Raw genomic sequence first — 14,309 nt, 5'->3', positions numbered from 1 at the left:
GGGAAGCCTGAGCCATGGCAGGAAGCAGTTTGCTGGTATTGATCGACGACATCGCTGCGGTGCTCGACGATGTGGCGTTGATGACCAAGATGGCCGCGAAGAAAACCGCCGGCGTGCTGGGGGACGACCTGGCGCTGAATGCCCAGCAAGTCTCCGGGGTGCGCGCCGAGCGGGAAATTCCGGTGGTGTGGGCGGTGGCCAAGGGCTCGTTCGTCAACAAGCTGATTTTGGTGCCGGCTGCGTTGCTGATCAGCGCATTTGCGCCGTGGGCGGTCACGCCGTTGTTGATGCTGGGCGGCGCTTACCTGTGTTTTGAAGGTTTCGAAAAACTCGCCCATAGCTTCTTCCACAAACGCACCGAAGAGCAGGCGCACCTGGTGGAAGCCGTGGCGGATCCGGCCACGGACCTGGTGGCCTTCGAGAAGGACAAGATCAAGGGCGCGATCCGTACCGACTTCATCCTCTCCGCCGAAATCATCGCCATCACCCTCGGTACCGTGGCCGATGCACCGCTGATGCAGCAAGTGATCGTGTTGTCGGGTATCGCCATCGTCATGACCATCGGTGTCTACGGCCTGGTGGCGGGTATCGTCAAGCTCGACGACCTGGGCCTGTGGCTCACCCAGAAGCCCGGCCAGGCGGCGCGCAGCATTGGCGGGGCGATCCTGCGGGCGGCGCCGTACATGATGAAAAGCCTGTCGGTGATCGGTACGGCGGCGATGTTCATGGTCGGCGGTGGCATCCTGACCCATGGTGTGCCGGTGGTGCATCACTGGATCGAGACCGTGAGCCAGAGTACTGGCGGCCTGGCGTGGTTGATGCCGACGTTGCTCAATGCCGTGGCGGGGATCATTGCCGGGGCCGTGGTGTTGGCGGTGGTCAGCGTGGTGGGTAACCTCTGGAAGCGTGTGAGGGCATAGGCATTTGATCGAGCGACGGCAATTCAGCGGGGGCATGAAAGGCAAAAACCTCCGCTACCTGAATGAAAATCCCGGCGAGGCCCGTCAGACGGTGCGTGCGGGATTTGTGTTGCTCGAACATTTTTCGCTGCCGGCGTTTACCCAGGCGCTGGATACACTGATCACCGCCAACCTGCTGCGGCCCGCTTCTTTTTCTACCTCGACCTTCGGCTTGCGGGAAGGCGAGGTGATCAGTGACCTGGGGCTGGTGATCCGGCCCGATGCGCGGCTTGAGTCTTCGGTGCTTAAAGAGTTGGACCTGTTGGTGATATGCGGTGGCTATCGCACTGAACTGAAGGCTGCGGAGGAGTTTATCCACCTGCTGAAAAGCGCCTCGGAGCAGGGTGTGAGCCTGGCCGGTTTGTGGAATGGTGCGTGGTTCCTGGGGCGTGCGGGATTGCTGGGCGGCTACCGCTGCGCCGTGCACCCGGAACATCGCCCGGCCCTCGCTGATTTCTGCAAGGCGACGCAGGTCAGCAGCGAACCCTATGTGATTGATCGCGACCGGCTGACGGCATCGAGCCCGTCCGGGGCGTTTCATATGGCGCTGGACTGGATCAAGGGGCTGTACGGCAAAGCGCTGGTGGAGGGGATCGAGGACATCCTGGCGTTTGAGGAGTCGCGCTACCGGCGGGTGAAACCCACGGAAAACGTGTGCTTGAGCGCACCCCTGCGCGAGGTGGTCAACCTGATGGACGCCAACCTCGAAGAGCCTCTGGAGCTTGAGCAACTGGCCGTTTATGCGGGCCGTTCCCGACGCCAGTTGGAGCGTTTGTTCAAGGAGCAGCTTGGCACCACGCCCCAGCGTTATTACCTGGAACTGCGCATCACCGAGGCCCGTCGGCTGCTGCAACACACCGAGCTGTCCCAGGTGGATGTGCTGGTGGCTTGCGGGTTTGTCTCGCCGAGCCATTTCAGCAAGTGCTACAGCGCCTACTTTGGCTACAGGCCATCCAAGGAAAAGCGCCTGGTCAAATAGCCTGAGATTGGCATTCGCCACAAATATAGATACGATGCTAATCATTAGCTTGCTATCTATATGTGGGTTTAATGAAATCCTCCACCTTCCAGCTCCCTGATTTCTGGCAGGCGACGTTGACCCCGTCCCGTAGCGATCTGCTGTTTGCCTTGCGCAACATGATCGCCGGCGGGGTCGCGTTGTACCTGGCCTTCTGTTTTGACTTGCAGCAACCGCAATGGGCCCTGACCACCGTATTTATCGTGGGCCAGTCCACCAGCGGCATGGTCCTGGCCAAAGGCGCCTATCGGCTGGTGGGTACGTTTGTCGGGGCCATGGTTTCCATCGCGATGATCGGTGTATTTGGCCAGGCGCCGCTGCTGTTCCTGCTGTGCATGGCGCTGTGGCTGGCGTTCTGCACCACGGGGGCATCCTTGCTGCGCAATCATGCGTCCTATGGGTTTGTGCTGGCGGGTTACACCACGGCGATTATTGCGCTGCCCGCTACGGCGGCACCGCTGGGAGTGTTCGATGAGGCGGTGGCGCGCTGCCAGGAGATCAGCCTGGGGATTCTTTGTGCCTCCATCGCCAGTACGATTCTGTGGCCGCGCCGGGTCGAGCAGGTGCTGGCGGTTCAGGCGCGCGCCGCCTGGCAGGCCGGGGTGCGGGCTGCCGCTTCGGAGCTGTTGGGTACCGACCAGCGTAAAGGCTTGCTCGAAGCATTGAGCCGCCTGGTGGCGGTGGACAGCCAGCGCGACCATGCCTGGTTTGAAGGGCCCAAGGGCCGGCGCCGCTCCCAGGCCTTGCGGGTGCTCAGCCGTGATCTGCTTAGCCTGCTGCGGGCGGCGCGGGGCGTGGCGCGCCAGCGGATGATGCTCGATGAAACGGCGGCGGTCGGGCCACTGATTGAAGCGGTGGCTTTGGCGTTGCAGCAGGAGCGCCTTGATGAGCTGCCCGGGTTGTCACAACGGCTTGGCCTGGCGTTGCAGGATCCGCATCTTGGCCAGGAGGCGCACTTTTGCCTGGTGCAACTGGCGCAGGTGTTGCGCTTGATTGAGCTGGGTGCATTGACGCTGTCGGCGGTCGAGCAGGGCAGGGTGCCGCCCGGCGCACCGGGGGCGATGTCCTGGCACCGGGATATCGAGCAGGGGGTGCTTGGCGGGCTGCGCAGTGCGTTGGCGTTTCTGGCGGTCGCGGCGTTCTGGATCTTTACGGCATGGCCTTCGGGTTTGGGCGCGGTATCGATTTGTGGCGTGGTGTTGAGCCTGTTTGCAGCGCGGGAAAACCCGTCGGCTTCCAGCCTTAACTTCCTCAAGGGCATAGCGCTGTCGATCCCGGTGGCCGGTTTTGTGTGCTTCGTGCTGTTGCCCGGCTTCGATGGCTTTCCCTTGTTATGCCTGGCGTTGGGAGTGCCGCTGTTTTTCGCCTCATTGTGCATGAGCCGCCTCAAGCTGGCGGCCACGGCCTCGGCGTTCTGCATCTTTTTCGTCAACAACGTCGGGCCCAGCAATGTGATGACCTATGACTTCGCCGCGTTCCTCAACAAGGCCATCGCGACGTTGGTGGGTGTCGGGATTGCCGTGGTGGTGTTTCGGCTGATCCAACTCAATCCCGGCGAGCATCACTATCGGCGGATGTTCAAGGCGTCGCTGTTCGACCTGGCGCAATTGACTTCCCGCCCCCTGGAGCAGGCTGAAAGCTGGTTTGGCGGGCGCATGGCGGACCGGCTGATTCGCCTGTCGCGCTACAGCGAAACCTTGCCTGCCGATCGCCGTGTCCACTGGGATAACGGATTGCTGGGGCTGGACCTGGGGGATGAGTTGCTGGAGTTGCGCGCCTGCCTGGCGGACAGCCGGGGTGCGTTGGCGATTGAGCGCGATCGCTATTTGCGGGCATTGGAGTCGGTGTTGGAGGAGGGTGGACCGAGCGTGGCGAATGAGTTGCTGATGGATGCGGCCAGCGTTGCGATGCTTGAAGCGCTTGAACAGCCTTCGGGATTGGCGGAGCAGGATCGGGAAATGGCCAGGGCGGCCGTGCTGCAACTGCGGTTTACGTGGCGTAAGTGGTGTCGGCGGGGGATGTAGGCGCTGGCAAGCCAGCGCCTACACGGGGCATTACTCGGCGATCTGCAACTTGCGCGCCTCGGTGTACACGTAGCGCACCTTTTCATACTCGAACGGCGAGTTCATCTGGCCGTAGCGGAAGCTGGTCTGGTAGCGCTTGTCGACGGCGCGCAGGGCCCAGATTTCCGGGTGGTTTTCGCTGACCTTGGACACGTTCAGGAAGTTGATCTCGGTCTCGGCGCCGTAGTCCACCAGCAGGCCGGTGGTATCCCGCAGGTTCGACGGACCAAACAGCGGCAGCACCAGGTAGGCGCCGCCCGGTACACCGTAGAAGCCCAGGGTCTGGCCGAAGTCTTCGCTCTGGCGCGGCAGGCCCATGGCGGTAGCCGGGTCCCACAGGCCGGCGATGCCGATGGTGGTATTGAGCAGCAGGCGCCCGGTGGTTTCCAGGGAACGATGGCCCTTGAGCTGCAGCAGGCTGTTCAGCAGGTTGGGTACATCCCCGAGGTTGTTGAAGAAGTTGCTGACGCCGGTACGCAGGAAGCTCGGGGTGACATAGCGGTAACCGTCCACCACCGGCAGGAACACCCACTGGTCGAAGCGGTAGTTGAAGTGGTAGACCCGGCGGTTCCACGACTCCAGCGGGTCGTAGACATTCAGCGCGTTGACCGACGAGCGCTCGAACTCACGCTGGTCCAGGCCAGGGTTGAACTTGAGGTGGCTCAGGGGCTCCTTGAAGCCGTCGGAGTCCACTACGGTTGGCGTGTGGGCCTTGCTGTTGTCGGCATTGGCCACGCCCGCGCACATCAGAGCAGCGAGCAGCAGAAGATATTTAGCCACGGAAGAACTCCAGCATGGCGTCGGCGTTGACGCGGTAATTGAGGTTGCCGCAATGGCCGCCCAGGGGGTAGACGGTCAAGCGATCGCCGAAGGTTTTACGCAGGAAGCCAAGGTCGCCCGGGCCCAGGATCACGTCGTCGGCGTTGTGCATGACGGCGATTTTCGGGCTGTCGTGCAGGTAGTCCTTGAGGGCATACAGGCTGACCTGGTCAACCAGTTGCAACAGGCTGCCACCGTCGGAACGGGCGCGCCACATCGGGATCACCTGTTCGGTGAGGTAGCAGTCGAAGTCGCACTGCAGCGCACGCTTGAGGAATGGGGTGAGGCTGGTGCCTTCGCTGATCGGGTACTTGGGCGGGATGATCAGGCCGCGGCGGTTGATCAGGTCCGAGGTGAAGGCAATGTCGGCCGCCGAGAAGCGGAACGAAGTGCCGATCAGCATCGCCATTTGTTCGTTGGTCAGGTGTTCCTTGGAGTTCTGGAAGTCGTACAGCAGGGCATCGTTGAGGTCGATGTAGCCCTTTTGCTGGAAGTAGCGGGTCAGTTTGTTCAACACCAGCTCATAGAAGGTGGTGCTGTTGTTGATGCCCTTGACCTCGGTCTGCACCAGCTTGTCGAGGTTGGTGATCGAGGTATAGAGGTTGACCGGCGGGTTCAGCAGCAGGACTTTCTTGAAGTTGAAGCTGCGACGGGTTTCGTCCAGCTTGCTGACAAAGGCTGCGTCGAGGGCGCCGAGGCTGTAGCCGGTGAGGTAGAAGTCGGTCACGGGCAGCGTCGGGTTTTGCGCGCGTACGGCCTGCATCACGCGGTACATGTCTTCGGCGTCTTCCTGGCTGATGCCGGGAGTGGCGAAGCGCGAGGCGGCGGCGATGAAGTCGAAGCTGGTGGGGGACGACAGCTGGACGACGTGGTAGCCGGCCTTGTAGTAGAGCTTTTTCAGGTATTCGTTGATGGTGCTGTCAAAGCGTGCGCCGGTGCCGGCGATCAGGAATATCAGCGGTGCGGCACGGTCCTGCTTGGCGATGCGGTAGGTGAGTTTCTTCACCGCCCAGAAGTTGTCAGGCAGGCTGAACTCGCGCTCGGGACGCATCGTCAGGGTGTAGTCGGACTGATTGATTTGATCGTCCGATGGCAGTTCCGGCCGCAGGTTCGGCGGGGTAGTGGCGATGGTCGCTTCAAACGGGTTGGTCAAAGGGTAGCCATAGCTGGCCTGGTCGATATCGACCGCCAGTGCTGACGCACTCAGAAAAAGGCTGCCCAACAGGGCCGCACAGCGCAAGGAACGGAGCATGACTAAATCCCTAAGAGGAAAACGTGCTGAAGTGGAGTTCGCAGGCTATGACCACCGCGTTGCTGCCGAAGTGCCAGCCTTCGGCACTAAAAGTCGGAAAAAACGTCGGAATCGGGGTAATAGTAGCGAGACGATACACTTTGGCACGCCTTAATGAACACTTATCTGTTTGCAAAACTTGCCAACGGCCACCGGGGGATTAAGCTGGGCGCCGTTTTCGCCTATCGGAGTGCCCCATGTCCCGCCGTTTTCCGCTGATCCTGTTGCTTATTGCCCTGCCGCTTTGGCTGGCCGCCAGTTATGGCGCGCGTTACGGATTCATGGAGGATGGCCGTTGGGTGGGCATTTGCGCTGACGAAGCCAGCCGCTGGGAATGCCAGGTGCGTTCCAACCTGGGGTTGATGATTCACTTCAAGGTGCTGGGCTGGGCGGCGCTGGTCACGGCGGTGCTGGCGTTTTTCGTGCCGGGCCGGGCCGGGTGGGGTTTGGCGGTGTTGGCGCTGGTGTTCGGGTTTCCGGCGTTGGCGTTGTACAACACGACCTTTGCGGTGTTTGCGGTGGTGATTGCGGGGTTGCGGTTGGTCCGTAAGCCTCGCGTTGCCTGACAGGGCCTCTTCGCGAGCAAGCCCGCTCCCACATTTGACCGAGTACATCCCTTGGAATGCGGTCGAGTGTGGGAGCGGGCTTGCTCGCGAAAGCGGTCTTAAGCCTTGCGCACCCGCAAGCAACGCCACAATGCTAGGACCATGAGCAGGCTCACCACCGCCCAACCCCACGCCTGCTGGTTCATCAACCCTTCACGGAACAACTGCGGCGCAATACCGGCACCGATGATGAACGCCAGCAATGCAATCTCCCGCCGCAGTCCGCTCACCGGACGCACCAGGTACACCAGCGCCGGCAGCACCAGCGCGGCACTCGGGAAGCTGCGGTAACGCGGGTCAAATACCAGCGCCAGCATCATGACCGCACCGGCAAACCCGGCGATTGCCACCAGCCAGCCAGCGCGCTGCTCCAGCCAGTTGAAGGCGCGTTCGCGCCAACCTTCTCGCGCACTCAACGCCAGGGCGGCGTGAGCCAGTACCGCAAGGTTCAAGGCCACCAGCAATCCAGCCCACACCCACTCATCCGTGAAGCGCGCGGTGACCCGGTTCAACTCGGCCCAGGTGCCGATCGAGCAGGCCGCCACGGCGCCCAGCAATGGCAACAACAACGCAGCCCGGGTCGTGCGCACGCGGCCACCCAGCAGCAGCGTGCCCAGCAGGATGATCCCGCCAACCCCCAGCCACAGCGGCCAGTACGGCACATTGGTCACCGGGCCGGCGAGCACGCCCTTGTCCTGGCGATCCGCATCAAACAGGCCCCAGTAACCCCCCACCGCCCCTTCACTGGCGCGTTTCCACGGCTGGTCAAAGGCTTCGATCAGGTTGTAGTGCCAGCCATTGGCTTCGGCCATGGCCACGAACCCGCGCATGAATTTCGCTTCGTTGACCCGGCTCGGCACCGCCGTTTCCCGCTGGCGGCCTTCGCTCGGCCAGCCGGTCTCGCCGATCATCACGTCCTTGGGGGCGAACTTGTTGCCGAAGGTCTGGCGCACATCGCCCACGTGCTTGAGCGCCTGGTCGATGCCCGAGGGGTCATCTTCCCAGTACGGCAGCAGGTGGATGGTCAGGAAGTCCACGGCCGGGGCGATTTCCGGGTGTTGCAGCCAGAACTCCCACACATCGGCGTAGGTGACCGGTTGCTTGATATGGTCCTTGACGTGATGGATCAACTTGACCAACTGCGCGGCAGTAACTTCCTTGCGCAGCAGGGTTTCGTTGCCGACGATCACCGAGGTGACGACGTCGGGGTTGGCATTGGCCGAAGCGATCAGTGCCTCGACTTCCTTGGCGGTGGCCACCGGATCACTGCTGACCCATGCGCCGCTCATCAGCTTCAGGCCGTGTTTGCGCGCCAGTGCCGGCAAGTCTTCAAGGCCGGTCTGGGAGTAGGTGCGAATGCATTCGAAACGGGTGGCCAGCAACGCCAGGTCGGCGTCCATGCGCTCGGGGCGCAGTTTGAACGGCTGGTCGAACGGCGACTGGTCTTTGTCGAAGGGCGTGTAGGACGCACATTGCAGCTTGTGGCTGGCGCTGGCCACGTCCGGCAGCACCACCGGTTGGCCAAGGCCGTACCAATAGCCGCCGAGGGCCAGCACACCGAGGATCAGGGCAAATAAATAGGGCAGGAGCGGGAAACGTGCAGTCGCGGGCATGATCAGGCCGTCTGGGGGCAAAGGCGCGCATCTTACCCGGATTTGAGCCGTCCCAGTGGGGCCGCATAATTTTGACATGCAAAGTTCGGGCGGGATCGTCGGTGAATGTCCTACAAATCATCCTGCTGGCGATGTGATGTCGTTTCTTGCTTACCTGAGGTCGCAGTCAGAGCAGGTCGCTTGTGGCAGCAGGTTGATGATCGAAGTGTCAGCCCTCCACTGATGAGGCACCCACGTGATCGATGCGCGTGAAGGGGGCGCGGTGCACCACATAACAACAGGTTGACGTCGCTCGGCATCCGCCGGGCGCAGCACTTTCGGGGAAGCACTATGAAGATGCGACGACTCTTGGGCGCAGCTGCCACTCTGGTAGTTGCGATGAGCTCCACACTGGCCAGCGCCGACAGCAAAACCCTGAGCATCGGCTATGTGGATGGCTGGTCGGACAGTGTCGCCACCACCCACGTGGCGGCAGAAGTGATCAAGCAAAAGCTCGGTTATGACGTGAAACTGCAAGCGGTCGCCACCGGGATCATGTGGCAAGGCGTGGCCACCGGCAAACTCGACGCCATGCTCTCCGCCTGGTTGCCGGTGACCCACGGTGAATACTGGGCCAAGAACAAGGACAAGGTGGTCGACTACGGCCCCAACTTCAAGGACGCCAAGATCGGCCTGATCGTGCCTGAGTACGTGAAAGCCAAATCCATCGAAGACCTCAAGACCGACACCACCTTCAAGAACAAGATCGTGGGTATCGACGCCGGTTCAGGTGTGATGCTCAAGACCGACGAAGCAATCAAGGCCTATGGCCTGGACTACAAGCTGCAAGCCAGCTCGGGCGCGGCGATGATCGCCGAGTTGACCCGTGCCGAAGACAAACAGGAATCCATTGCGGTCACCGGCTGGGTGCCACACTGGATGTTCGCCAAGTGGAAACTGCGTTTCCTGGACGACCCAAAAGGAATTTATGGTGCTGCTGAGACCGTCAACAGCATCGGCAGCAAAGGCCTGGAAAAGAAAGCCCCGGAAGTCGTGGCGTTCCTGAAGAAATTCCAGTGGGCCTCCAAGGATGAAATCGGCGAAGTCATGCTGGCGATCCAGGAGGGCGCCAAGCCTGAAGCGGCGGCCAAGGACTGGGTGGCCAAGCACCCTGAGCGCGTCGCCGAGTGGACCGCTAAATAAGGCGTTAAAACTGTAGGAGCGAGCTTGCTCGCGAAGAACGCAAGGGCACCGCGATCATCCAGAATGAACGCGTTACCGTTGACGTTTTTCGCGAGCAAGCTCGCTCCTACAATTGTTTCTGCACACCCGTAAACCCTCGCTACACTCCTTCTACTACTAAGGTCGTCTGGAACCTGTTCCTCAGCCGCATACAGTGGATATGTTCCAATAATAAAAAGCTGTGCTGCGAGGATAAAAACAATGAACGACAGCATTTACCTCTCGATTCAAAACAGCCCGCGTTTCAAGGAGCTGGTTAGTAAAAGGGAAAGATTCGCCTGGATTCTCTCGGCAATCATGCTTGGGCTTTACTCCGCTTTCATTCTTCTGATTGCCTATGGGCCGCAAATACTGGGGGCCAAGATCAGCCCCGGTTCGTCCATTACGTGGGGGATCCCGATCGGGGTCGGGCTGATTGTGTCGGCCTTCGTCCTCACCGGCATCTATGTACGACGCGCCAACGGCGAATTCGACGACTTGAACAATGCGATTCTCAAGGAGGCTGCGCAATGATCCGTCGTCTATTGGCTGTACTCGGCGCTTCGGCCTTTGCACCTGCCGTTTGGGCGGCCGATGCACTCACCGGCGAAGTGCATAAACAACCGCTGAATATCGCAGCGATCCTGATGTTCGTGGCCTTCGTCGGCGCGACCTTGTGCATCACCTACTGGGCGTCCAAGCGCAACAAGTCGGCGGCCGACTACTATGCGGCCGGCGGCAAGATCACCGGGTTCCAGAACGGTCTGGCGATTGCCGGTGACTACATGTCGGCAGCCTCCTTCCTGGGGATTTCCGCGCTGGTGTTCACCTCCGGCTACGACGGCCTGATCTACTCCATCGGCTTCCTGGTGGGCTGGCCGATCATTCTGTTCCTGATCGCCGAGCGCCTGCGTAACCTGGGCAAATACACCTTTGCCGACGTGGCGTCCTATCGCCTGGGGCAAACCCAGATCCGCAGCCTGTCGGCCTGTGGCTCTTTGGTGGTGGTGGCGTTCTACCTGATCGCGCAGATGGTAGGCGCGGGCAAGCTGATCCAGCTGCTGTTCGGCCTGGATTACCACGTTGCGGTGATCCTGGTGGGCATCCTGATGTGCCTCTATGTGTTGTTCGGCGGCATGCTGGCGACCACCTGGGTACAGATCATCAAGGCAGTGCTGCTGCTGTCCGGTGCCTCGTTCATGGCGCTGATGGTGATGAAACACGTCAACTTCGACTTCAACATGCTGTTTGCCGAGGCGATCAAGGTTCACCCTAAAGGTGAAGCGATCATGAGCCCGGGCGGCCTGGTGAAAGACCCGATTTCGGCGTTCTCCCTCGGCCTGGCACTGATGTTCGGTACCGCCGGCCTGCCGCACATCCTGATGCGCTTCTTCACCGTGAGTGACGCGAAGGAAGCTCGCAAGAGCGTGCTGTATGCCACTGGCTTCATCGGCTACTTCTATATCCTGACCTTCATCATCGGCTTCGGCGCGATCCTGCTGGTCAGCACCAACCCGGCGTTCAAGGATGCTGCAGGTGCCTTGCTCGGCGGTAACAACATGGCGGCGGTGCACCTGGCCAACGCGGTGGGCGGCAGTATCTTCCTGGGCTTCATCTCGGCCGTGGCGTTTGCCACCATCCTGGCAGTGGTTGCCGGTTTGACCCTCGCGGGTGCTTCGGCGGTGTCCCATGACCTGTACGCCAGCGTGATCAAGAAAGGCAAGGCCAACGAGAAGGATGAGATTCGCGTATCGAAGATCACCACCATCGCCCTGGCAGTGCTGGCGATTGGCTTGGGCATCCTGTTTGAAAGCCAGAACATCGCGTTCATGGTTGGCCTGGCGTTCTCCATTGCGGCCAGCTGTAACTTCCCGGTGCTGCTGCTTTCCATGTACTGGAAAAACCTCACTACCCGCGGTGCGATGATTGGTGGCTGGCTGGGCTTGATCAGTGCCGTTGGCCTGATGATCCTCGGCCCGACCATCTGGGTCTCGATCCTGCACCATGAGAAGGCGATCTTCCCTTACGAGTACCCGGCGCTGTTCTCGATGATCATTGCGTTCATCGGCATCTGGTTCTTCTCCATCACCGACAAGTCGGCGGCGGCAGAGAAGGAACGTGCGCTGTACTTCCCGCAGTTTGTGCGTTCGCAGACTGGCCTGGGGGCGAGTGGGGCGGTTAGCCACTAAGCCTGTAACAGTTACAAAAAAATGCCCCGGTCGTGAGATCGGGGCTTTTTTTTGCCTTTATTGGTAACAGATACGACAAAACTGTTTCTCAAATCCGGCACAAATAAAAACGGCCTCTCTATCAAGGGAGGCCGTTTTCGGTGTAGCCAAGTAGCGATCAGCTTACTTGCGGTCTTCCAGCTTGGTGATGTCACGCGACTCGTAGCCGGTGTACAGCTGGCGCGGACGGCCAATCTTGTACGGGCTGGAGAGCATTTCTTTCCAGTGGGAGATCCAGCCCACGGTCCGCGCCAGGGCGAAGATCACGGTGAACATGCTGGTTGGAATGCCGATCGCCTTGAGGATGATCCCCGAGTAGAAGTCGACGTTCGGGTACAGCGAGCGCTCGATGAAGTACGGGTCGGTCAGGGCGATCTCTTCCAGGCGCATGGCCAGTTCGAGTTGCGGATCGTTCTTGATGCCCAGTTCCTTCAACACTTCGTCGCAGGTCTTCTTCATTACGGTGGCGCGCGGGTCGCGGTTCTTGTAGACCCGGTGACCGAAGCCCATCAACTTGAACGGATCGTTCTTGTCCTTGGCCTTGGCGATGAACTTGTCGATGTTCGAGACATCGCCGATTTCATCGAGCATGGTCAATACGGCTTCGTTCGCACCGCCGTGGGCAGGGCCCCACAGTGCGGCGATACCGGCGGCGATACAGGCGAACGGGTTGGCACCCGAGGAGCCCGCCAGGCGCACGGTAGACGTCGAGGCGTTCTGTTCGTGGTCGGCGTGGAGGATGAAGATCTTGTCCATCGCGGCGGCCAGCACCGGGCTGATCGGTTTGATCTCGCACGGGGTGTTGAACATCATGTGCAGGAAGTTTTCCGCGTACGTCAGGTCGTTGCGCGGGTACATCATGGGTTGGCCCATGGAGTACTTGTAAACCATTGCGGCCAGGGTCGGCATCTTGGCAACCAGGCGGATCGCGGAGATTTCGCGATGCTGCGGGTTATTGATGTCCAGGGAGTCGTGATAGAAGGCCGACAGGGCGCCGACTACGCCGCACATGACGGCCATCGGGTGGGCGTCGCGACGGAAGCCGTTGAAGAAGGTCTTCAACTGCTCGTGAACCATGGTGTGGTTCTTCACGGTGCTGACAAACTGGGCCTTTTGCTCAGCTGTTGGCAATTCGCCATTAAGCAGCAGGTAGCAGGTTTCCAGGTAGTCCGACTGTTCAGCAAGCTGTTCGATCGGGTAGCCGCGGTGCAGCAAGATACCGTTATCACCGTCGATATAGGTGATCTTCGACTCGCATGAGGCGGTCGACATGAAGCCTGGGTCGAATGTAAAACGGCCCGTGGCCGTCAGGCCCCGTACGTCGATAACATCGGGACCAACGGTGCCGGTTAAAATGGGCAGCTCGACGGGGGCTGCGCCCTCGATGATCAACTGCGCTTTTTTGTCAGCCATGTGGCCTCCTATTTATGCTTCAAATCATCAGACAGACCCCCCACGCAGGGCCCGCACCACTATAGTGAGATAAATTCAGATGTCAATTTGCCTAAAGTCTTGCTCCAGAAGGCTTTAACCGTACTTTTTCCTCGAAATTACCTGCCGTTTACGCCTTTTATGCCGCCAGCGCAATGCGCTATTAGGGTGAGGAGTGCGCGTTGTCATTAGTTGCCTAACTGTCTATACTCGGCCTCCGACCGCCAGGGGCTTTTGGGCCCGTTTTGATGGGGGTCGCACTCCCTGGGTGGTGGTTACCTGACCAGTGCACTCCCCAACAACTTTGCCCTGATTGTTAGGGGCTCTTCAGTGTGAAAAAAAGCCGTGAATAGCCAACGACCTGTAAACCTAGACCTAAGGACCATCAAACTCCCCATCACCGGCGTAACGTCGTTCCTGCACCGTGTATCCGGCATCATCCTGTTTCTTGGCCTGGGCATCATGCTTTATGCATTGAGCAAATCCCTGGGTTCGGAAGAAGGGTACGCCGAGGTGAAGGCATGCTTGACCAGTCCGCTGGCCAAATTCGTCGCCTGGGGCCTCCTGTCCGCTCTGCTTTATCACCTTGTGGCCGGTATTCGCCACTTGATCATGGACATGGGTATCGGTGAGACGCTGGAAGGCGGCAAGCTGGGCTCGAAAATCGTCATCGCCATTTCCGTGGTGCTGATCGTTCTGGCGGGAGTTTGGATATGGTAACCAGCGTTACGAACCTGTCGCGTTCGGGCCTCTATGACTGGATGGCGCAACGTGTGTCTGCGGTTGTTCTCGCGGCTTATTTCATCTTCCTGATCGGGTACCTCGCGGCGAACCCTGGCATTGGCTACGCCCAATGGCACGGCCTGTTCGCTCACAACGGGATGCGCATCTTCAGTCTGCTGGCCCTTGTAGCCCTGGGCGCTCACGCCTGGGTTGGCATGTGGACCATCGCGACCGACTACCTGACGCCGATGGCGCTGGGCAAGTCCGCGACAGCAGTACGGTTTCTCTTCCAGGCAGTATGCGGCGTCGCGATGTTCGCTTACTTCGTCTGGGGTGTGCAGATTCTTTGGGGTATCTGA

The 14,309-nt window shown here is 60.3% G+C and carries 13 protein-coding genes; 9 read left to right on the top strand and 4 right to left on the bottom strand.

Annotated elements, in window-relative coordinates; genetic code table 11:
• Nucleotides 1–14: 14 nt before the first annotated feature.
• The 3 genes from HX805_RS08320 to HX805_RS08310 all read left to right on the top strand — a co-directional run bounded on the left by HX805_RS08320 (nucleotide 15) and on the right by HX805_RS08310 (nucleotide 4,001).
• Nucleotides 15–920 (top strand): DUF808 domain-containing protein, encoded by a 906-nt coding sequence (locus tag HX805_RS08320; RefSeq protein ID WP_177008362.1) that lies wholly within the window; start codon nucleotides 15–17, stop codon nucleotides 918–920.
• A gap of 34 nt (nucleotides 921–954) precedes the next feature.
• A complete protein-coding gene (locus HX805_RS08315; protein ID WP_134327091.1) occupies nucleotides 955–1,938 on the top strand; it encodes a GlxA family transcriptional regulator in 984 nt (327 codons plus the stop codon).
• A gap of 71 nt (nucleotides 1,939–2,009) precedes the next feature.
• On the top strand, nucleotides 2,010–4,001 hold the full coding sequence (locus HX805_RS08310) for an FUSC family protein (RefSeq protein ID WP_177116750.1): 1,992 nt from the start codon (nucleotides 2,010–2,012) through the stop codon (nucleotides 3,999–4,001).
• A 30-nt stretch (nucleotides 4,002–4,031) separates the two neighbouring features.
• On the opposite strand, the gene HX805_RS08305 is transcribed toward HX805_RS08310, so the two are convergent.
• Nucleotides 4,032–4,820 (bottom strand): VacJ family lipoprotein, encoded by a 789-nt coding sequence (locus HX805_RS08305; protein ID WP_003210582.1) that lies wholly within the window; start codon nucleotides 4,818–4,820, stop codon nucleotides 4,032–4,034.
• The gene (locus HX805_RS08300; protein ID WP_003210581.1) at nucleotides 4,813–6,111 is read right to left on the bottom strand and encodes a hypothetical protein; all 1,299 of its coding nucleotides are present in this window, start codon (nucleotides 6,109–6,111) and stop codon (nucleotides 4,813–4,815) included. The genes HX805_RS08305 and HX805_RS08300 overlap by 8 nt, the downstream gene beginning before the upstream one ends.
• Before the next feature lie 236 nt (nucleotides 6,112–6,347).
• On the opposite strand from HX805_RS08300, the gene HX805_RS08295 reads away from it, so the two are divergent.
• Nucleotides 6,348–6,716, top strand: coding sequence for a hypothetical protein (locus HX805_RS08295; RefSeq protein ID WP_003210580.1), 369 nt, complete (start codon nucleotides 6,348–6,350; stop codon nucleotides 6,714–6,716).
• A gap of 98 nt (nucleotides 6,717–6,814) precedes the next feature.
• Here the strand turns inward: HX805_RS08295 and HX805_RS08290 are convergent, their stop codons facing one another.
• Nucleotides 6,815–8,368, bottom strand: coding sequence for a glycosyl hydrolase family 17 protein (locus HX805_RS08290; protein WP_177116749.1), 1,554 nt, complete (start codon nucleotides 8,366–8,368; stop codon nucleotides 6,815–6,817).
• A gap of 330 nt (nucleotides 8,369–8,698) precedes the next feature.
• Here HX805_RS08290 and HX805_RS08285 point away from each other — a divergent pair, with 330 nt between their 5' ends.
• The 3 genes from HX805_RS08285 (at nucleotide 8,699) to HX805_RS08275 (ending at nucleotide 11,757) form a co-directional block, all read left to right on the top strand.
• Nucleotides 8,699–9,550, top strand: a complete 852-nt coding sequence (locus HX805_RS08285; RefSeq protein WP_008433997.1) for a glycine betaine ABC transporter substrate-binding protein — start codon at nucleotides 8,699–8,701, stop codon at nucleotides 9,548–9,550.
• A gap of 240 nt (nucleotides 9,551–9,790) precedes the next feature.
• Nucleotides 9,791–10,102 carry a DUF485 domain-containing protein gene (locus HX805_RS08280; RefSeq protein ID WP_003210577.1) on the top strand — a complete coding sequence of 104 codons (312 nt, stop codon included), beginning with the start codon at nucleotides 9,791–9,793 and terminating at the stop codon, nucleotides 10,100–10,102.
• The gene (locus tag HX805_RS08275) at nucleotides 10,099–11,757 is read left to right on the top strand and encodes a cation acetate symporter (RefSeq protein WP_003210576.1); all 1,659 of its coding nucleotides are present in this window, start codon (nucleotides 10,099–10,101) and stop codon (nucleotides 11,755–11,757) included. Before HX805_RS08280 ends, HX805_RS08275 begins: the two co-directional genes overlap by 4 nt.
• A 162-nt stretch (nucleotides 11,758–11,919) precedes the next feature.
• On the opposite strand, the gene gltA is transcribed toward HX805_RS08275, so the two are convergent.
• Nucleotides 11,920–13,209 (bottom strand): citrate synthase, encoded by a 1,290-nt coding sequence (gltA, locus tag HX805_RS08270; protein ID WP_003210575.1) that lies wholly within the window; start codon nucleotides 13,207–13,209, stop codon nucleotides 11,920–11,922.
• A gap of 363 nt (nucleotides 13,210–13,572) precedes the next feature.
• Between gltA and sdhC the strand changes: the two genes are divergently transcribed.
• Both sdhC and sdhD read left to right on the top strand, forming a co-directional pair.
• On the top strand, nucleotides 13,573–13,947 hold the full coding sequence (gene sdhC, locus HX805_RS08265) for a succinate dehydrogenase, cytochrome b556 subunit (protein ID WP_008433998.1): 375 nt from the start codon (nucleotides 13,573–13,575) through the stop codon (nucleotides 13,945–13,947).
• A complete protein-coding gene (sdhD, locus tag HX805_RS08260) occupies nucleotides 13,941–14,309 on the top strand; it encodes a succinate dehydrogenase, hydrophobic membrane anchor protein (RefSeq protein WP_003210573.1) in 369 nt (122 codons plus the stop codon). The genes sdhC and sdhD overlap by 7 nt, the downstream gene beginning before the upstream one ends.

Source organism: Pseudomonas sp. G5001 (assembly GCF_013385475.1).
Lineage (GTDB): Bacteria > Pseudomonadota > Gammaproteobacteria > Pseudomonadales > Pseudomonadaceae > Aquipseudomonas.
Note: the sequence above shows the minus strand (reverse complement) of the source record. Positions and strands in the feature narration are given on the sequence as shown.

Bases quoted from the DNA above. Each gene is read 5' to 3' on its own strand.
- HX805_RS08320 (WP_177008362.1), top strand. From the start codon at position 15: ATGGCAGGAAGCAGTTTGCTGGTATTGATCGACGACATCGCTGCGGTG.
- HX805_RS08315 (WP_134327091.1), top strand. From the start codon at position 955: ATGAAAGGCAAAAACCTCCGCTACCTGAATGAAAATCCCGGCGAGGCC.
- HX805_RS08310 (WP_177116750.1), top strand. From the start codon at position 2,010: ATGAAATCCTCCACCTTCCAGCTCCCTGATTTCTGGCAGGCGACGTTG.
- HX805_RS08300 (WP_003210581.1), bottom strand. From the start codon at position 6,111: ATGCTCCGTTCCTTGCGCTGTGCGGCCCTGTTGGGCAGCCTTTTTCTG.
- HX805_RS08295 (WP_003210580.1), top strand. From the start codon at position 6,348: ATGTCCCGCCGTTTTCCGCTGATCCTGTTGCTTATTGCCCTGCCGCTT.
- HX805_RS08290 (WP_177116749.1), bottom strand. From the start codon at position 8,368: ATGCCCGCGACTGCACGTTTCCCGCTCCTGCCCTATTTATTTGCCCTG.
- HX805_RS08285 (WP_008433997.1), top strand. From the start codon at position 8,699: ATGAAGATGCGACGACTCTTGGGCGCAGCTGCCACTCTGGTAGTTGCG.
- HX805_RS08280 (WP_003210577.1), top strand. From the start codon at position 9,791: ATGAACGACAGCATTTACCTCTCGATTCAAAACAGCCCGCGTTTCAAG.
- HX805_RS08275 (WP_003210576.1), top strand. From the start codon at position 10,099: ATGATCCGTCGTCTATTGGCTGTACTCGGCGCTTCGGCCTTTGCACCT.
- gltA (WP_003210575.1), bottom strand. From the start codon at position 13,209: ATGGCTGACAAAAAAGCGCAGTTGATCATCGAGGGCGCAGCCCCCGTC.
- sdhD (WP_003210573.1), top strand. From the start codon at position 13,941: ATGGTAACCAGCGTTACGAACCTGTCGCGTTCGGGCCTCTATGACTGG.